Annotated in this window: 16 protein-coding genes; 4 read left to right on the top strand and 12 right to left on the bottom strand. The window is 73.8% G+C overall.

Annotation, left to right across the window (positions count from 1 at the left end):
• Positions 1-15: 15 nt before the first annotated feature.
• Genes gatB through gatC form a run of 3 tightly spaced genes read right to left on the bottom strand, consistent with a single transcriptional unit; the run spans position 16 to position 3,208 of the window.
• Positions 16-1,437, bottom strand: a complete 1,422-nt coding sequence (gene gatB / locus LH044_RS06155; RefSeq protein ID WP_227758921.1) for an Asp-tRNA(Asn)/Glu-tRNA(Gln) amidotransferase subunit GatB — start codon at positions 1,435-1,437, stop codon at positions 16-18.
• Entirely contained in the window at positions 1,434-2,909 is a 1,476-nt protein-coding gene (gatA, locus tag LH044_RS06160) for an Asp-tRNA(Asn)/Glu-tRNA(Gln) amidotransferase subunit GatA (RefSeq protein WP_227758922.1), read from the bottom strand. Before gatA ends, gatB begins: the two co-directional genes overlap by 4 nt.
• Entirely contained in the window at positions 2,906-3,208 is a 303-nt protein-coding gene (gene gatC / locus LH044_RS06165; protein ID WP_227758923.1) for an Asp-tRNA(Asn)/Glu-tRNA(Gln) amidotransferase subunit GatC, read from the bottom strand. Before gatC ends, gatA begins: the two co-directional genes overlap by 4 nt.
• Before the next feature lie 90 nt (positions 3,209-3,298).
• Between gatC and LH044_RS06170 the strand changes: the two genes are divergently transcribed.
• Together LH044_RS06170 and LH044_RS06175 are read left to right on the top strand one after the other, a co-directional pair.
• Entirely contained in the window at positions 3,299-5,206 is a 1,908-nt protein-coding gene (locus LH044_RS06170; protein ID WP_227758924.1) for a DUF4012 domain-containing protein, read from the top strand.
• 124 nt (positions 5,207-5,330) lie between these two features.
• Complete coding sequence (locus LH044_RS06175; protein ID WP_227758925.1) at positions 5,331-5,636, top strand: hypothetical protein; 306 nt, start codon at positions 5,331-5,333, stop codon at positions 5,634-5,636.
• A gap of 97 nt (positions 5,637-5,733) precedes the next feature.
• Here LH044_RS06175 and LH044_RS06180 read toward each other — a convergent pair whose 3' ends face one another.
• The 3 genes from LH044_RS06180 to LH044_RS06190 all read right to left on the bottom strand — a co-directional run bounded on the left by LH044_RS06180 (position 5,734) and on the right by LH044_RS06190 (position 8,233).
• Positions 5,734-6,489: an alpha/beta hydrolase gene (locus tag LH044_RS06180; RefSeq protein ID WP_227758926.1), complete on the bottom strand. Its 756-nt coding sequence runs from the start codon at positions 6,487-6,489 to the stop codon at positions 5,734-5,736.
• Between the two features lie 62 nt (positions 6,490-6,551).
• The gene (locus tag LH044_RS06185) at positions 6,552-7,565 is read right to left on the bottom strand and encodes a neutral zinc metallopeptidase (RefSeq protein WP_227758927.1); all 1,014 of its coding nucleotides are present in this window, start codon (positions 7,563-7,565) and stop codon (positions 6,552-6,554) included.
• The gene (locus LH044_RS06190) at positions 7,541-8,233 is read right to left on the bottom strand and encodes a hypothetical protein (RefSeq protein ID WP_227758928.1); all 693 of its coding nucleotides are present in this window, start codon (positions 8,231-8,233) and stop codon (positions 7,541-7,543) included. Before LH044_RS06190 ends, LH044_RS06185 begins: the two co-directional genes overlap by 25 nt.
• Positions 8,234-8,383: 150 nt before the next feature.
• On the opposite strand from LH044_RS06190, the gene LH044_RS06195 reads away from it, so the two are divergent.
• Entirely contained in the window at positions 8,384-8,797 is a 414-nt protein-coding gene (locus tag LH044_RS06195; protein ID WP_227758929.1) for an SCP2 sterol-binding domain-containing protein, read from the top strand.
• A 59-nt stretch (positions 8,798-8,856) separates the two neighbouring features.
• On the opposite strand, the gene LH044_RS06200 is transcribed toward LH044_RS06195, so the two are convergent.
• Both LH044_RS06200 and LH044_RS06205 read right to left on the bottom strand, forming a co-directional pair.
• The gene (locus LH044_RS06200; RefSeq protein WP_227758930.1) at positions 8,857-10,446 is read right to left on the bottom strand and encodes an MFS transporter; all 1,590 of its coding nucleotides are present in this window, start codon (positions 10,444-10,446) and stop codon (positions 8,857-8,859) included.
• Between the two features lie 273 nt (positions 10,447-10,719).
• Positions 10,720-12,948, bottom strand: coding sequence for a protein kinase domain-containing protein (locus tag LH044_RS06205; protein ID WP_227758931.1), 2,229 nt, complete (start codon positions 12,946-12,948; stop codon positions 10,720-10,722).
• A 96-nt stretch (positions 12,949-13,044) separates the two neighbouring features.
• Between LH044_RS06205 and LH044_RS06210 the strand changes: the two genes are divergently transcribed.
• Complete coding sequence (locus tag LH044_RS06210; protein ID WP_227758932.1) at positions 13,045-13,530, top strand: hypothetical protein; 486 nt, start codon at positions 13,045-13,047, stop codon at positions 13,528-13,530.
• A gap of 33 nt (positions 13,531-13,563) precedes the next feature.
• Here the strand turns inward: LH044_RS06210 and LH044_RS06215 are convergent, their stop codons facing one another.
• The 4 genes from LH044_RS06215 to LH044_RS06230 all read right to left on the bottom strand — a co-directional run bounded on the left by LH044_RS06215 (position 13,564) and on the right by LH044_RS06230 (position 18,255).
• A complete protein-coding gene (locus tag LH044_RS06215) occupies positions 13,564-14,205 on the bottom strand; it encodes an HAD family hydrolase (protein WP_227758933.1) in 642 nt (213 codons plus the stop codon).
• 31 nt (positions 14,206-14,236) lie between these two features.
• Entirely contained in the window at positions 14,237-16,375 is a 2,139-nt protein-coding gene (gene ligA / locus LH044_RS06220; RefSeq protein WP_227758934.1) for an NAD-dependent DNA ligase LigA, read from the bottom strand.
• Positions 16,376-16,461: 86 nt separating this feature from the next.
• The gene (locus LH044_RS06225; protein WP_227758935.1) at positions 16,462-17,517 is read right to left on the bottom strand and encodes a uroporphyrinogen decarboxylase/cobalamine-independent methonine synthase family protein; all 1,056 of its coding nucleotides are present in this window, start codon (positions 17,515-17,517) and stop codon (positions 16,462-16,464) included.
• 9 nt (positions 17,518-17,526) lie between these two features.
• The gene (locus tag LH044_RS06230; protein WP_227758936.1) at positions 17,527-18,255 is read right to left on the bottom strand and encodes a hypothetical protein; all 729 of its coding nucleotides are present in this window, start codon (positions 18,253-18,255) and stop codon (positions 17,527-17,529) included.
• Between the last annotated feature and the right edge of the window lie 177 nt (positions 18,256-18,432).

Genomic DNA, 18,432 nt, shown 5'->3' on the forward strand with positions numbered 1-18,432 from the left:
GCAGCGCGGGAGGGGTCAGCCCTTGCGCGAGTTGAGGAGGGCGGTGACGGCCTTGCCGTCGGCCTTGCCCTGCGTGGCCTTCATCACCTGGCCGACGAAGAAGCCGGTGACCTTGCCGTCGCCGTCGCGGAAGCGCTGCCACTCGTCGGGGTGCGAGGCGATCAGCTCGTCGACGACCGACTCCAGCGCCCCGGTGTCCATCGCCTCGAAGCCGTTGCGCTTCGCGATGTCGGCCGGGGCGTCGCCCGTCTCGATCATCTCGGCCAGCACCTGCTTGGTCTGGGTGGCGGTGAGCTTGCCGTCCACCTCCATCCCGACGAGGTCGGCGAACGCCGACGGGGTGACGTCGAGCGACCGCTCGTCGGCCATGTTGTGCTCGGCGTGGGTGAGCACGCGGACGGGATCCGCGCCCAGCTCGATGGTCGCGAGGCAGAGCTCGTCGAGCCCCCGCTCGACGATCAGCGCGGTCTGCTCGAGCTCGGACCCGGAGACCTCGGCGAGCCGGTGGCGGCGCTCCGACGGCAGCATCGGCAGCTCGGCCCGCACCCGCTCGACCCACTCGTCGCCCGGGTCGATCTCGACGAGGTCGGGATCGGGGAAGTAGCGGTAGTCGTCCGCGTCCTCCTTGGACCGCAGCAACGTGGTCCGCCCCTCGGTGTCGTTCCAGTGGCGGGTCTGCTGGACCACGCCCTCGCCCGACGTGATCAGGTCGGCCTGCCGGGCCGCCTCGTACTCGATGGCGCGACCCATCGACCGGAGCGAGTTGATGTTCTTGATCTCGCAGCGCGTGCCGAACTCGGTCTCGCCGCGGCGACGGACCGACACGTTGCAGTCGACCCGCAGCGACCCCTCCTCCATCTTCCCGTCGGAGGCGCCGACGGCGACGAGGATGGAGCGGAGCTCCGCGACGTAGGCCTTGGCGTCCTCGGCGGAGCGCAGGTCGGGCCGCCCCACGATCTCGAGCAGCGGCACGCCGGCCCGGTTGAGGTCGACGAGCGAGTACTGGGCGTCGTGGATGCGGCCGCCCCCGCCGATGTGGGTCGACTTGCCCGTGTCCTCCTCGAGGTGGGCGCGCTCGATGCCGACCCGCTTGCCCGACGGCAGCTCCAGCCAGCCGTCGGCGTTGATCGGCAGCTCGTACTGGGAGATCTGGTAGTTCTTCGGCTGGTCCGGGTAGAAGTAGTTCTTCCGGGCGAAGACCGACCGCTGGACCGTGCAGTTCAGGGCGAGTCCGACCCGGATCGCCAGCTCGACCGCCTGCTCGTTGAGCACCGGGAGCGACCCGGGGAGCCCCAGCGTCAGCGGGTCGATGTGAGTGTTGGGCTCGCCGCCGAAGTGGTTGACGGCCGACGAGAAGAGCTTGGTGCGGGTCGCGAGCTCCGTGTGGACCTCGAGCCCGATCACGATCTCCCAGGTGTCGTGGTCGAAGCCGCTCATGAGGCGCTCCCCTCGGTCGTCGCCGCCACCGGGACCGCCGCTGCCTCGAGTGCTGCCGCGGTCCGGAACATCGCCACCTCGCCGAGCGCCGGCGCCAGCACCTGCACGCCGACGGGCAGGCCGTCGTCGCCGGCGCCGAACGGCACCGACATGGCGGGGTGGCCGGCCAGGTTGGTGGGGATCGTGCAGATGTCGTTCAGGTACATCTGCAGCGGGTCCGCCGTCTTGTCGCCGAACGGGAACGCGGTCGTCGGCGACGTCGGCGACAGCAGGACGTCGAAGCGCTCGTAGGCGGCGTCGAAGTCGCGCCGGATCAACGTGCGCACCTTGAGCGCCTTGCCGTAGAAGGCCTCGTAGTAGCCGGCCGACAGGGCGTAGGTGCCGAGCATGATGCGGCGCTTCACCTCGTCGCCGAAGCCGGCGGTCCGGGTCAGCTCCATCATCTCGCCGGTGGTCGCCGCCTCGATGCGCAGCCCGTAGCGGACGCCGTCGTAGCGGGCGAGGTTGGAGCTCGCCTCGGCCGGCGCCACCAGGTAGTAGGCCGACAGGCCGAAGGCCACGGCCGGGACCGACACCTCGTCGACCTCCGCCCCCGCGGCGGCCAGCGCGTCGGCGGCGGCCCGGACCCGGGCGGCGACGTCGGGGGCGATGCCCTCGCCCATCATCTCGGTCACGATGCCGACGCGGAGCCCGTCGACGCCGTCGTCGAGGTGGTCCGACACCGACGGGAAGGGCTGCGGCAGCGACGTCGAGTCGCCGGGGTCGTGGCCGCCCATGACCTCGAGCGCCAGTGCGGCGTCGGCGACCGTCGTCGAGAACGGCCCGACCTGGTCGAGCGACGAGCCGAACGCCACCAGGCCCAGCCGGGAGACGGTGCCGTACGTGGGCTTCACGCCGACGACGCCGCACAGCGACGCGGGCTGGCGGATCGAGCCGCCCGTGTCGGAGCCGAGCGCCAGCGGGGCGAAGCCCGCAGCCACGGCGGCGGCGGACCCGCCGGAGGATCCGCCGGGCACGCGGGTGGTGTCGTGCGGGTTGCGGGTCGGGCCGAACGCCGAGTTCTCCGTCGAGGAGCCCATCGCGAACTCATCGAGGTTGGTCTTGCCGACCGCCACCGCGCCGGCGGCGGCGAGACGGGTGACGACCGTCGCGTCGTAGGGCGGCAGCCAGCCCTCGAGGATCTTCGACGAGCACGTCGTCGGGACGCCGGAGGTGCAGAGGTTGTCCTTGATGGCGACCGGGACGCCGGCGAGCGGACCCGGGTCCTCACCTGCGGCGACCCGGCGGTCGATGTCGGCGGCGGCAGCGCGGGCCGCCTCCTCGGTCAGGTGGTTGAACGCGTGGATCTCCGACTCGCGGAGCGCGATGCGGGCGAGGTGGTCGTCGAGCACCTCGAGGGCGCTCAGCTCGCCGGTCCGCACGCCGGCGGCGATGTCGGACGCGGACCGCAGTGGGCCGGATGCGGCGGTCACGGCGCCTCCCCCAGCACCGGCGGCACCCGGAACTGCCCGTCCTCGGCCGCGGGGGCGCTGCCGAGCACGACGTCACGGTCGAGGGCCGGGCCGGGCTCGTCGGCGCGCAGCACGTTGGCGAGCGGGACCGGGCGCGCCATCGGCTCGACGTCGTCGAGGTCGAGCGCCTCCATGTCCGCGGCGTGGTCGAGGATGTCGGAGAGCTGGTGCGTGAAGCGGTCGAGCTCGTCGTCGGTCAGCCGGAGGCGGGCCAGTCGGGCCACCTTGGCGACGTCATCGGTGTTGATGCGTGACTCCATCGGGCTCGACACTAGTGACCCGATCCGGGGCCGCCCGAAGCCCGTTCCCGCGGGCGGATCCCCGAACGGGCGTCGATAGGGTGGGTCCTCGTGCCGGAGACCCCCGACGACGCCGCGGACCCCGCGGACGACGCCGACCACGCCGACGACGGAGCGAGCCCGCCGGTCGACGACCCGGCCGGGCCCGACGACGCCGCCCCTGCGCCGGTCCGCCGGGCGCGCCGCCGGCGGCGGTGGCCGACGGTCCTCGGCGTCGTGGCGGTCCTGCTCGTGCTCTGGCTGGGGTTCGTGGCCTTCCGACTCGTGACCGCGGCGGCCGACGCCCAGCGCGGCGTCGACGCCCTGCAGCGGGTGAGCGACCTGTCGACGGGCGACCTCGGCTCCTTCGTCGACTCGGTCGGCACCCCCGACGACCCCGAGGCGCAGGAGGTGCAGGCCGAGCTCGCGACGGCCGCCGACGCCTTCCGCTCGGCGAGCGACGCCGCCGACTCGCCGCTCGTCGCGCCGCTGAAGGTCGTGCCGGTGCTGGGACGCCAGATCCGCTCGGTGTCCGCGCTCAGCGGGTCGGCGGCGTCGAGCACCGAGGCCTCGCTCACCGCCTTCCGCTCGCTCAGCGACGTGGCCGCGATGGACACGAGCACGCCCGAGGCCCGCCTCGCCGCCGGCGACCGCACGCAGGTGGTGCTCACCGAGCTCGCCGATGCCATCGCCGACCCCGACCTCGGTCCGAAGAAGGGACTGATCGGGCCGCTGGCCGAGGCCTACGACCGCTTCGCCGAGGAGTCGGACCGCTTGAACGGCACGGTCGACCGGGCCCTGACCGGCGTCACCGGCGTCAACCAGTTCATCAAGGGGCCGAGCAACTACCTGGTGCTGGCGGCCAACAACGCCGAGATGCGCGCCGGCTCCGGCATGTACCTGCAGGCGGGCGAGCTGCACGTCGACGCCGGACGGTTCGCCATGACGGAGCTGCAGCCGACGGCGCAGATGGTGCTCGACGCGCCCGGCACGACGGTCGACCCCGACGTGCAGGCGCTGTGGAGCTGGCTCCAGCCCGACCGGGAGTGGCGCAACATCAACGCCACGCCCCGCTTCGGCGAGAGCGCCCGCATGGCGGCCGACATGTGGGCGGCCTCGGGCCACGCGCCGGTCGACGGCGTGATCGCGATGGACGTCGTGGGCCTGCAGCGCATGCTGGAGCTCGTCGGCCCGGTCGAGATCACCGAGGCGGACGGCACGGTCACCTCGATCAGCGCGGACAACGTGCTGACCAGCCTGCTGCTGCAGCAGTACCTCGGGTCGGGCTCCGTCGACGAGCGGCGCGACCGGCTCTCCACCGTGGGCCAGGCCGTGTTCGCGGCGCTGAACGAGCGGGGCTACGAGCCGGGTCAGCTCCTCCAGGCCGTGCAGTCGGCCGGCCGGGGTCGGCACCTGCTCATCTGGTCGAGCGACCCGGTCGAGCAGGCGGGGTGGGAGGCGCTCGACGCCAGCGGCGCCCTGCCCGGCAACGGGCTGCTGCTGTCGATCCTGAACCGCGGCGGCAACAAGCTCGACCAGTTCCTCCAGGTCGCCGCCGACATGCGCTGGACGACCGAGGGCGACCACCGCCGCGTCTCGGTCGCGGTCACCGCCACCAACGCGGCGCCGGAGAACCTGCCGCGCTACGTGGGCGGGCCCTACCCGGGCCTCGACGTGGAACCGGGCCAGTACGTCGGCGTGCTGGCGCTCACGGTGCCGAAGAGCGCCACCGCGCCGGCGACCGAGGGCGCCGACCTCTTCCTCTCCGGAGAGGACGGTCCGACCTCACGCCTGCTCGCGACGAGGATCGACCTGCGCCGAGGCCAGTCGACGACGATCACGTTCCAGTTCGACCTGCCGGACGCGACCGACGAGGTCGTCGTGCTGCCGTCGGCGCGGGTCCCACCGGTCGTGTGGACCGCGGACGGGGACTCGTGGAAGGACCGGAAACCCCGCTCCGTCGACCTCGACGGGACCTGAATTCGCGCCCTCCGCGACCGTCGGACGACCCCTCGTGGTCGAAATCGCAATTGCGTAACTTGCCTCCGCGATTGGGTACTTCTTCATGCTCCAACCCCGCGAAGTCGGGTGCTACCTTCCTGACATGCGCAACAGTCTTCGATACCTGCTGGTGGGTTTCGCATTCGTCGCTGGGTCCCTCTTCGCTCTGGCCGGTGTGGCCAGCGCGCAGGATGACTCGTCCGACGCGTACGTGCTCTCCAACACCGAGTCCCGTACCGCCGAGCTTCCCGCCGCCGCTTCTGCGTCGACCGGTTCCTCGGGTTCCGCCGAGGCCAACTCCCTCGCCTTCACCGGCAGCGACGTGGTCCTCCTCTCCGCCGTCGGCGGAGTCGCCGTGGTCGCCGGTGGTGCGATCCTGGCCGCTCGCCGTCGGGTCGCCCAGGCCTGACGGACCCGGCACCCCACGGGGTGCACGACAACCTGACCGAACGACGGCCCGCCGGTCATCCGGCGGGCCGTCCCGCGTCCGTGCCCGGTCCGGGCGCTCAGCCCGTGACGCGGTCGACGAACTCGAGGGACCGCTCGATGATCAGGTCCTTGTCGAAGTCGACGGTCGCGACGTGGTAGCTGCGATCGCAGCGCACCCGCTCCACGGGTCCCGACACCGCCTCGGCCAGGACGTCGCTGTCGGTGGCGGGCACCACGTGGTCCTCGGGGCTGGTGAACAGCAGCAGCGGGCACTCGATCTTGGCGAGGTCGGGCACGATCTCGTTCGCGACCTCGAACATCGACACCAGCGGCGCGAGCGGCGTCTGGGGGTACGCGGACTCCTCGACGTCGGGGTCGGCCACGTCGGAGCCGATGCCGTCCATCACGGTCTCGCCGGCGGCCACCATCTCGGACACGATCGCCAGCATGTCGTCGCGCGGCGCGATCGCCGGGTTGATGCAGATGATCCCCGACAGCTCGGGGTGGCGGGTGGCCAGCCACGCGGTGAGCGAGCCGCCCATCGACAGGCCCGCGACGACGACCTGCTCGGTGCGCGACTCGAGGTCGATCAGCACCTCCTCGGCGTGGGCGGACCAGTCGGCCCACGACGTGGCGAGCATGTCGTCGATGTGCGTGCCGTGACCGGGGAGCCTCGGCATCTCGACGGTGTGGCCGGCCGCGGCGAACGCCTCGGCGAGACCCCTCATCGAGCTCGGGTTGCCGGTGAAGCCGTGCAGCACGAGCACGCCCACGGGGCCGCCGGCGACGCTGAGGGGCTCCGCCCCGGGCAGGATCGGATGCTGGTCGGCCATGTGCTGCTCCAGGTGGTCGCGTCGGCGCTCGGCGCCGGTCCGGGGCGGGCCGTCGGGGCCGCTCAGCCCAGGCAGGCGTCCGCCCCCTCCATGAACCCGTCACGATACGCCTCGACGCGGGAGGCGCCGCTGCCGGTCCGCGATCCCTTCTGGTGGTCCGCGGTGGCGAGCAGCGCCGATACCGCCTCGTCGAGGTCACCGGGCGAGAGCCGCAGCTGCGCCGTCTCACGGTTCTGCGAGAACACCGAGGCGGACCACACGCCGGCCAGGCAGTCCGCGGTCCGGGTCGTCGCCGCGGACGTGCCCTCGAGCACGCCGAGCTGGTGCATCGCGGCCAGGGAGTACCCCGAACCGATCACCTGGCTGAGGGCGTAGTCACCGATCCGCTCGTGGAGCTCGGCCACGAGGCCGTCGTCCTGCACGGCGAGGCGGTTGTCGTCCGGGCAGTAGAAGACCTCGTCGGACAGCCCGACCGGTTCGTCGCAGTCGGGCCGCTGGGCCTCGGCGAACACCTTGACCTCGGGCAGCTCGAAGGTCCCCTCGCCTCCGACCGACGGCCAGGCGTTCGTCCAGAAGTCCTCGAGGTCAGCGACCGTGAGGTCGAACGCGTCGTCCAGGGCCAGGTTGCCGCCCGAGTCGAAGTCGGCCTGATCGGTGAACGGCAGGTCGACGAGCCGCGGCGACAGGTCCTCGGCCGTGTAGCCGCACACCGTCGCGCCCCCGTCGACGCCCTCCTGGAACGCCCGCATGCGGTCGAACGCGGTGCCGTGCGCACCGGCATCGGCGCGGGTGGTGCCCGGGGTGTCGCGCAGCTCGAGGAAGCCGGCGAGCGCGAGGTCGAGGGTGCGGTCGTCGACCACGAAGTAGCGGTCGTCGCCGCCCTCCTCGACGTCGGCGACCCACGCCCCCGCGTAGCAGTCGGCCTGCTGCTCGAGCACGAGCACCGGCGTCTCCTCGGTCTCGCCGGCGCGGGCCTGCACCGCGTGGCCCCATTCGTGGGCGATGACGAGCCCGAGCCCGAGCGGCCCGTAGCTCTCGACCATGTGCGGGATCAGGTCGTCGGCGTCCCAGGCCACGACGTCCTCGCTCGGCAGTAGAAGGCGTTGCCCTCGACGTCGCTCGCCGACTCGGTGCAGGGGATCTGGCGGTCGTCCTCGGTGACGGCGAAGAAGCCGCCGGACACGGTCTCGTACGGGATCCCGAAGGTGGGCTCGAACTCCCGCTTCCAGTACCCGTCGACGTCGGCGATGGCGGCGCGCATGTCCTCGCCGTAGGGGCCCTCGGACGCGCCCTGGACCTCGATCCGGGACGCCGCGGCCGGGAGGGACTCGGGCCGGACCGTCCGGTCCTCGTCGGGGGCGAGCTCGGGACCGGCCTGGTCGCCGTCACCTCCGTCGTCGCCGCCGCCCACGAGCACGACGACGCCGACCGTCAGCACGGCGATGATCGCCACGACGAGCAGGCCGATGACGAGCTTGGTGCTGCGGCCGGCACCGCCACCGGGGCCGGCGGGGGTGGGTGACGGCCCGTCGGGGGGCGTCGTGGCCGACCCTCCCCAGCCGCCACCGGGCGCGGACGAGGTGTACGGCGGCGGGGCCGCGGGCGGCGCGCCGTACGGCGGCGGGCTCGCAGGTGCGGACGAGGGCGGGGCGGCCGGCGGCACGGGCGGGGGCGCCGGCGGCGGGAACGGCGGCGGCGTCGGCGGGCCCGACGGGGGCAGCTGGGGATCGAACGGCTGGCTCACGGCCCCGAAGGTACCGGCGCGCCGGGGACCGACCGGACGCTCGATGCCCGGTTGCTGAGGTCCGTCACCGCCGCAGGCCGGTCGGCGCCGCTACGCTGCGCGCCGTCCGTCGGGAGCGGCGGGGAGATCAATCGACACAAGGGGGGCGTCGTGCCCAAGTACCAGTTCCTGACCCCGGAGTGGATCGAGGAGGCCAAGCGCATCCGCGAGCAGTTCGACACCGACGCCGCGGCACCCGCCCACTCGGTCCGCATGAACCAGGTCATCACCGAGGTGCCCTTCGGCGACGGCACCGTCAACGCCCACATGGACACCTCCAGCGGCGAGATCGAGATGGACCTCGGCCACCTGGAGAACCCCGACCTCACCGTCACGCTCGACTACGCGACGGCCAAGGCGATCCTGGTCGACGGCAACCCCCAGGCCGGGATGCAGGCGTTCATGGCGGGCAAGGTCAAGGTCCAGGGCGACATGACCAAGCTCATGGCCATGCAGCAGCCCGGAGGCGCCCAGGACGACACGGCGGCCAAGGTCGCCGCTGCGATCCAGGAGATCACCGAGTAGGGCACGCGCCACCTCGCCGACGCCGCCGGCCCGCTCCTCCGGGAGCGGGCCGCGGCGCGTCAGGGCGGCGCCATCTCTCCGCTGGCGCCGCGCCGGTCGCCCGGCATCAGGAACGACAGCGCGAGCCCGATCCCGGTGACCACCGCGCCGACGCCGTACGCCACCGAGTAGGACCCGCCGCTCCCCTCGACGTCCCTGGTCACGAGCTCCACCGCCTCGAGCACGTTCATGCCGAGCGTCGTGCCCACCTGCGACACGAGCTGCTGCGTCGCGCCCGCGATCCCCAGGTCGGCGTTGGCCACCGAGTTGGCCACCGACGCGGCGATGCCGGGCTGGGCCGCGCCGACCCCGATGCCCGACAGCGTCAGGGCGAGGACGACGATGGCGGTGCCCGGGTCCGAGGCGACGAGCGCGAAGACCACCATGGACAGCGTCAGCGACGCGGTGCCGGCGACGATCGTCGAGCGGGTCGACACCCGGCCGACGAGGTAGCCGGCGAGCGGTCCGGCGATGGCGAACGTGAGGGGGCGCGGCACCATGATCAGCGCCACGACGTCCGCGTCGAGGTCGCGCACCTCCTCGAGGAGCAGCGGGGTGAGGATGAAGCCGCCCATGTAGCCGAACTGCATGAAGAACGAGACGCCGACCGGGACCGCGAAGCTGCGCCGGGCGAACCAGTGCAGCGGGATGAGCGGGTGCTCGGTGGTCCGCTCCACCCGGACGAACGCAGCCAGGCCGATCGGCACCAGCGAGAAGGACGCCAGCACCCACGGGTTCCCGATCCCCCACGCCGCGGCCCGGTCGATGCCGACCAGCAGGCCGGCGAGCGTGAGGGTCAGGCACAGCTGGCCGCGGATGTCGAAGTGCACGTCGCGACGTCGGCCGGTGTCGGGCAGCACGACGAACGCCACGACGGTCGCCGCGGCGAGCAGCGGGGCCTGCACCGCGAAGATCACCCGCCACCCGAACGCCTCGACGAGCGGACCGCCCACGACCAGGCCGACCACGGGACCGCCGGCCACGACGAGCGACCAGAAGCCGAGCGCCCGGGACCGTCGCTCGGGCGTGAACATCCGGTTGATGAGCGCGAGCGAGCTGGGGCCGGTCGCCGCGCCGATCGTGGCACCGAGCACCCGGAAGGCGATCAGCGACGGACCGGACCAGGCCAGGGCCGTCAGCCCGACGAACACGGTCGCGCCCGCCATGCCGATCAGGTAGACGCGCCGGTGGCCGTGGAGGTCGCCGAGCTTCCCCGCCGTCGTGCCGGTCAGCGCGACCGCGATCGTCGGACCCGAGATCAGCCAGACGAGCGACTCGACCGAGGCGCCGAGGTCCTCGGCGATCGTCGGGCGGCTGACCGCCAGGATCGTGATCGTGCTCGAGACCCAGAAGGCGCCGAAGAGCACCGTCCACGTGACGAGCCACGCGTTGCTGCTGCCGGTCCGCTCCCCTCGGGATCCGTCCGGGCCGGTCTCGCGGCGCCGGAGCAGCATCGACCAGGGGACGACCGGCTCCTCGTCGACCCCGGGGGCCTCGACCGCGACGTCGGTGATGGGGTCGTGGGTGTCGGGCCCGATGAGGGTGCCGTCAGCGCCGTCGGCCCCGGACCCTCCGCCCTCCGCTGGTGGTCCGGTGCGGCGGGGAGACATGGCCCGGCGAACCTAGTCCTCCGTCCGGACGGTGGTCGGACGCGCAACGCCGGATCGGTTGGGGTGGCCGCCACTCGCGGCGGCTGGGGAACACCACGTACGGCTGACCACCCCAACGGATCCGGCGTTGACGCTCAACGTAAACGCGCAGACGCGGCAGGTGGTGGATCTCGGGCAAGGAATGTGACCCCGAGGGGCCCCTGGCGACACACGACCGCAACGCGACCGCAGCACTTCGAACGCAGCCGCCCGCCGTCGGGGCTCGCGGCCGCTTCAACTGCGGGTGAAGATCCGCACGGGCGATCCGCGGGGGTGGGTCTCGCCCGCGGGCGGGTCAGTCGCCAGCACCACGCCCGACGGCGAGCCCTCGATGCCCGAGACGCCGAAGCCGGCGGCCTGCAGCGCGGCGGCAGCAGCGGTGCCGGTCATGCCCGTCACCGCCGGGACCACGATCGGGGCCGGACCCTTCGACACGACCAGCGGGACCGCGGTGTCGCGCCCCACGCTCGTGCCCGGCGGCGTGCCGGCGGAGATGACGATCCCCGCGGGCACGGCCTCGTCGAAGGTCTCCTGCACGTCGGCCGACAGCTGGACCGCGGCGAGCTTGGCCCGTGCGTCGCCGACGGCGATGCCGGTCAGGCCGTCGGGCACGGTCCGCGGCGCCGGACCGCTCGACACGACGAGCGCGAGCTCGGTCCCCTTGGGCACGGTGCCGTCCGCGGCGGGGGCCTCCTGGCCCGGTGCAGGGCCGGCGGAGATCACGGCACCGGCGGGCACGGTCTCGTCGTTCCGGGTGGTCGCGGGTCCGGCCACCAGGCCGGCCGCCTCGATCTCGGACCGGGCCTGCGCCTCGGGGTGGCCCTCGACGGCCGGCACCCCGACGAGCGACGGACCGAGCGACACGGTGACCGCGAGCGTCTCGCCCTCGGCGAGGCCGGTGCCGGCGCCGGGCGACTGCTCGACGACCTGGCCGGGCCGCGTGTCGTCGACGCGCACCACCGTGTCGTCGTCGAGCCGCCAGCCGTTGTCCTGGGCGACCGCACGGACCTCGCCGACGTCCTTGCCGACCAGGTCGGGCACGTCGTGGACGGGCACGCGGATGAGGAACCACCAGGCCGCGACACCGCCGAGCGCCGCCAGCACCGCGAGCGCCAGCAGGAGGCGCCTCGGCCAGCGGCGCCGCCGCGCCGTTGCGGTGGGAGCGACGGGATCCGCCGACGTGCCCGCGCCGTCCGGGTCCTCGGTCGCCGCCGCGGGCACGAACGGCTCGACGCGCCCGAACGACGCCGGCCGCGACGCGGCCAACAGGTGGTGCTCCTCGGCGACCACGATCGGGGTGCGCTCGAGCACGATCGGCTCGTCGGCCGGGGCCGTCGAGGCCACGTCCGTCCCGGCGGGCCCCGCGGGGTCGGCGTCGGCGTCGCCCCTCGGGCCCGCCGGTTCGGTCGGGTCGGTCGGTTCGGTCGGGTCGGTCGAGGCGCCGTCGGGGCCAGCGGCCGAGCCGTCGTCCGGGCCGTCGTCGGTCTCGGCGACGTCGTCGTCGTGGTCGCTGAGCACCGCCACCGCGCCGAGCCCGCCGATCCCCTCGACGAACCGGAGCTCCGCCGTGATCTCGGCCTCGTCGAGCGTCGCCACGAGCGGCAGCGGGTCCGGGCGGGGCATCGACTCGGCCGCGGCCATCAACGAGATCTCGAGCTCGTCGGCGTCGGGCCGCTCCTCGGGGTCGAGCCGCCCGGCGCGCTCGATCGTCCTGCGCAGACCGCCCAGCTCGTCAGGGACGGGCAGGTCCGACTGCGTCCGCAGCGCCAGGGTGCCGGTCGTCGTGTCGGCGGCGAAGGGCACCTGACCGGTCGCGCACTCGACCATCACGAGGGCGAGGCTGTAGACGTCGGAGCGGCCGTCGAGCCGCCGCCCCTGCGCCTGCTCCGGCGATGCGTAGCGGGCGGTGCCGAGCATGGTGCCGGTGGGCTCGGTCCATGCCGCCTCGGCCAGCGCGCGGGCGAGGCCGAAGTCGGCCAGCCGCAGGCGGCCCCCGGTGTCGAACAGCAGGTTGCCGGGCTTCACGTCCCGGTGGATCAGGCCACGGCGGTGGGCGTGGCCGAGCGCCCGGGCCGTGTCGAGGCCGACGATCAGCGCCTGGCTCGGGCTCAGCGGGCGACCCCGGTCGAGGATCCGGCGCAGGCTGCCCCCGCCCAGGTACTCGGTCACGAGGAAGGGGACGACGCCCTCGTCGGTCTCGTCCTCGCCCCAGTCGTAGACCGCCACGATGTTTGGGTGGCTGAGCGCACCGGCGGCGCGGGCCTCGGCCCGGAACCGGCGGAGGAACGCGTCGTCCGCGGCGAGCGCGGCGTGGAGCAGCTTGACCGCGACCCGGCGGCGCAGCTGGGTGTCGACCGCCAGGAAGACGCGCGACGACGTCCCGATCCCGATCGGCGCCACCAGGCGGTACCGCCCGCCCAGCTCGCGCCCGATCTCCGCGCTGCTGAGGTGGGAGGTCGACACGACCTCTGGATGGTACCGCCGGGCGCGCGCCGGCCCGGGGAGCCTCCTCAGCCCCGCTGTGGGCGCACGGGCACGACCGAGTAGAACGGACGGACGATGACCGACGAGCAGCTCGCCCTCTCGACCGGCGACGGACCCGCGCCGCGGCGCACCCGCCGGGAGCTCCCCGACCGCTGGGCGTACACGATCATGGCCCTGCTCGTGGTCGGCGCCCTGGCCGGCATCGTCGTCGCGGTCATGGTCGCCAGCACCGGCGGCGACCGCACCTCGGAGACGCTCCCCGAGTACGTCGACCGGCTGGTGCCGGCGTCGGGCAGCGAGATCCTGAGCCAGGCGACGATCGGGATCGACGTCGCCGCCGGCTACGACGCCTACCTGATCGTGGACGGCAAGGAGATCAAGACCGCGGCCGACGGCCTGGTCAAGCAGCTCGGCACGGGGCTGGTGCAGTTCACGCCGGGCGACGGCCGGCCGGTCACGGCGCTGCCCAGCGGCCGCAACTGCGTCACCGCCATGGTGTGGGAGGCGGTCGACGGGGAGCGGACAGCCAAGCCCACCAACTGGTGCTTCGACGTCACCTGACGCAGCCGGCCGCTCGGCGGGCCCCGCAGGGCGCTAGCGGCCGACGATGTCGCGCAGCTGGGCGAGCGCGGCGGGCACGTCGCTGCGGTGCGGGCCGATCAGCACGGCCTGCATGCCCACGGCCCGGGCGCCCTCGACGTTGCCGGCCGCGTCGTCGATGAACACGGCATCCGCCGCGTCGACGCCGAGCCGCGACAGCGACAGCTCGTAGATGCGGGCGTCGGGCTTGCGCAGCCCGACCGCGGAGGAGTCGACGACGTCGTCGAACAGCTCGTCGAGCGGGAGCAGCGGCCGCCAGAACGTCTCGAACTCCTTGGCGTTGTTCGTGAGGAGGCCGGTCGTGAGGCCGGCGTCCCGCAGGCTGCGGCAGTAGTCGACGACGTCGTGGCGGATCTCGCTGCCCGACAACTCGGCCAGGAGCACGAACGGGTCGACCTCGGGGCCGCCGTCGGCGACCGACGCGGCGACGATCTCGTCGCGTGCCTCGACGACCGAGATCTCGCCCCGCTCGAGGCGGTGCCACGGGTGGTCCGTGTCCTGGTCGTAGGGGCCGAACACGACGTCGAGCAGGTGCTGCGGGTCCAGGTCCCGCTGCTCGGCCGCCGCGACGAGCGCGTCGAACGGCGAGTCGATGAACACGCCGCCGAAGTCGAAGATCACCGCTCGGGTGCTCACCCCATGTCCCCCTTGGTCGTCGTCCCCGCGGTCATCCGGGGAGCTCGCCGGTCGTCAGCAGCGCCTCGAAGCCGTCGGCCTCCACCATCGGGATGCCGAGCGACTCCGCCTTGGTCACCTTGGACGCACCGGGCTCCTCGCCCACGACCACGGCGAACGTCTTCTTGGACACGCTGCCCGGCGACTTGCCGCCCCGGGCCTTGATCGCGGCCTCGGCGTCCTCACGGCTGTAGCCCGGGACCGTGCCGGTGACCACGATGCTGCGCCCGGCCAGCGTCTGGGGGAGCACCGACCGCTCGGGCCCCTCGGTGTTGACGCCCGCCGCGATGAGCCGCTCGACCAGCTCCCGGTTGGCCGGGTCCTGGAAGAACGCGTGGACCGAGGCCGCCACGATCGGGCCCGCGCCGTCGACTGCGGCGATGTCGTCGACCGACGCGTCCATGATCGCCTGCAGGCTGCCGAGCCCCTCGGCGAGCGCCTCTCCCCCCGCCTGGCCGAGGTGCACGATGTTGAGGCCGAAGAGCAGGTTGGCGAGCGGCCGCTGCTTCGACGCCTCGATCGCGCTCCGGAGGTTCCGCACCGACGTCTCGCCGTAGCGGGGCAGTTCGAGGATGCGGTCGTAGTCGAGCGAGTAGACGTCGGCGACGTCGCGCAGGAGGCCGAGCTCGAGGAACAGCTGCACCTGCTGCTCGCCGAGGCCCTCGATGTCCATGGCGCCGCGGGAGCCGAAGTGCGTGATCCGGGCCAGGCGCTTCTGCGGGCAGTCCGGGTTCACGCAGCGCGTCTGGGCCTCGCCCTCCTCGCGCACCAGCGGTCCGCCGCACGACGGGCACTCCTTCGGGAACTCCCACTCGGGCAGGCCCTTCGGGCGGAGCTCGAGCACGGGTCCGACGACCTCGGGGATGACGTCGCCCGCCTTGCGCACGATCACCGTGTCGCCGGGGCGGACGTCCTTGACCTTGACCTGGTCCTCGTTGTGGAGCGTGGCCAGCCCGACCGTCGAGCCGCCGACGAAGACCGGCTCGAGCACGGCGAACGGCGTCGCCTTGCCGGTGCGGCCGATCGACACCTGGATGTCCTGGAGGACCGTCGTGCGCTCCTCGGGCGGCAGCTTGTACGCGATCGCCCAGCGCGGCGCTTTGGAGGTGGTCCCGAGCGCCGCCTGCACGGCGAGGTCGTCGACCTTCACCACCACGCCGTCGATCTCGTAGGGGAGGTCGTGGCGGTGCTCGACCCAGTGGGCGCAGAAGTCGTAGACCTCCTCGAGCGAGTCGAACACCTTGGTCTCGGGGTTCACCGGCAGGCCGAGCTCGCGGAGCCACTGCAGCGCGCCCGAGTGCGTGGGCGGCGCCTCTGCGCCGACGATCTCGCCGAGCTGGTAGCACCAGAACGACAGACCGCGCGACGCGGTCACCGATGCGTCCTTCTGGCGGAGCGAGCCGGCGCCGGCGTTGCGGGGGTTGACCGGCACCGGCCGGCCCTTGCGCCCCGCGGCCTCGGCCGCCTCGTTCTCCGCGATCGTCTGCGCCTGCAGGCGCTGGAACGCATCGATCGGCAGGTACACCTCGCCCCGCGCCTCGAGCACCTCGGGCGCGCCGTCGGCCAGCCGGTCCGGGATGGCCCCGATGGTGGCGACGTTGGCGGTCACGTCCTCGCCCGTGCGGCCGTCGCCGCGGGTGGCGGCCTGCACGAACCGACCGCCCTCGTAGCGGAGCGACATGGCCAGGCCGTCGATCTTGAGCTCGCAGACGTAGCGGACCGCGCCCTCGAGCCCGAGCGACGCCAGCTTGCGGGCGGTGCGGTCGCCCCAGTCGCGCAGCTCGTCGCGGTCCATCGCGTTGTCGAGGCTCATCATCCGCACTGCGTGGGTGACCGGTGCGAACTGGGCCGAGGTCGGCCCGCCCACCTGCTGGGTGGGGCTGTCGGGCGTGATCAGGTCGGGGTGGAGCGCCTCGAGCTCCTGGAGCTCCCGGACGAGCAGGTCGTAGTCGGCGTCGGGGATCGTGGGCGCGTCGAGCTCGTAGTAGCTGCGGTTGTGCGCCCGGATCTGGTCGCGCAGGTCGTCGATGCGACCGGCCGGGTCCATCTCGGCGATCGCCTCGGCGGGCAGGGCGCCGCCCTCGTCGGGCGAGGCACCGGCGGTCGGTGGGGCGTCCTTCGCTGCGGCCACGGGCGGCACCCTACCCGTGGGCACCGACACCGCCGACGTGCTCGGAGCAGCTCCGCCGCTCAGGCGCTGCCCCCGCTCCCCGCCGCTCAGGCGCCGAGCGACAGGCGAGCGGCGACGGCCTGGTGGCCGACCCGCTCGGCGACCCCGACGGTCAGCTCCATCACGAGCTCCGCCTGGGACGGTCCGAAGTGTCCGAGCCCGTCGGCCGGCGAGAACGACGACCGCAGGCGCAGGAGCATCGGGTCGACGCCGTCGGCGACCATCGAGGTCCACAGGCCGACGAGCCGCCGCCAGTGCGGGTCGGTCGAGGCGCCCATCGGCCGGTCGACCGGCACCGCGCCCCAGCACAGGCGCCCGCCGCGCTCGAGCAGGTCGCCGAACAGCGGCGACCAGCCGAGGAGCGATCGGTCGACGGGCACGCAGAGCAGCGACGCGCCGGAGCCGATGACCGTCGGCCAGTCGCACGGCCCGGGCACGTGCACGCCGATCAGCAGCGAGTCGGCGGGGGCGGCGCCGTCGAGGGCGTCCACGACCGGGTCGAGCAGGTCGCGGATCTCGACCGGCAGGAGCGGGAAGGTCGGGTGCATCGAGCCGACGAGGCCGGGCTCGCACAGGACGACCGCGACGACCGGTCCCCCGCCGTCCCCGGCACCGCGTCGACCGCCGGCGGACCGCACCGCCTGCAGCAGCGCCACCGACCGCTCGGCGACGATCGCCGCCGCGACCCGGTCCGCGGATGCGGGCGGGTGGCCGGCGGAGCGGAGCGCCCGGGCCAGCGTCACCGGCCCGAGCACCGGGACCCGCACCGCCGACGGGGCGGCGAGGTCTGGATCGGCGAGCGCGACCGCCGTCGCGTGCACCGCCTCGAAGGCGGGGTCGTCGAGCAGCCGCCCGGCGGCCGTCGCGGCGTCGACGTCGCCCAGCGGGCCGGTGGCGACCAGCGCCTCGTCGACGACCGACGCGCCTGCGAGGCCGTGGACCGACTGCGAGAGCAGCGAGGCGTCGGGATCGGACGTGACCGGGACGGTCGGGAACCGCGGGTTGGTCCGGAGCGCGAAGTCGACCGCGTCCGCGGCCGAGGAGAAGGGGACGGGCCCGACCGACGAAGCCAGGCCGAAGGCAAGATCGGCTCCTCCCGCCATGCACCGTTGCTAGCGGTGGCCCGACGAACCGCGCAAGTCTGTACGGCCGTGCACGTCTCCCCCCTCACCTGGGCCACCCGCGCCCTCTGGATCGTCCTGCCGGCCACGGTCGGCAGCCTGCTCGGCGACGCGTCCGCCGGCACCGACGGGGCCACCGGGCTCGCGGTGGCGGCCTGGGCCGTGTGGGCGGTCGGCCTGTTCGCCTCGTTCGTGCTGCTCCCCGACGCCCTGACCGTCCTGCGGATCGTGGCCCCGCTCCCCCTCGTCGCCGGCGTCGTCGCGGCGATCTCCGACGCGCCCGGCGTGCTCGGGTGGGTGGGCCTGGCCAACGCGGCGGTCGTCGCGGTCGTCGCCATGTCGGCCGACGTCGGCAGCGGGTTCATCAACGGCTCGGCCTACGGCGACGAGCGGCGCGTGGCCCTGCGCATCCCGACCCCGCTGCTGATCGGCCCGATCGAGGCCGTGTGGCTCTGCACCGCGGTCCCGATCCCGGTCGCGGTGACACTGCTCGTGCAGGGCCAGTGGGTCGGCGGCGCGGTCCTCGGCGTCGTCGGCGCGGTGCTCGCCGTCGCCGGCTTCCGCGCGCTGTCGCGCCTCGCCCGCCGGTGGCTGGTCCTCGTGCCGGCGGGCGTCACGATCGTCGACGACATGGCGCTGGCCGAGCCGATCCTCCTGAAGCGCACGGCGATCGTGCGGCTCGGGGCCCGCGCCGGCCGACACCGATGCGCTCGACCTCACGGTCGGCGCGTCGGGCCTCATCCTCGAGGCCGCCCTCAACGAGCCCGTCGAGCTCGTGCCGGCACCCAGCCGCCGAGGTGCGGTGACCGAGCCGGTCGAGGCCACGTCGGTGCTCGTGGCGCCGTCGCGGCCCGGCGACCTGCTCACCCTGGCCGAGCAGCGCAGGATCGCCGTCGG

Source organism: Dermatobacter hominis (genome assembly GCF_020715685.1).
GTDB lineage: Bacteria > Actinomycetota > Acidimicrobiia > Acidimicrobiales > Microtrichaceae > Dermatobacter > Dermatobacter hominis.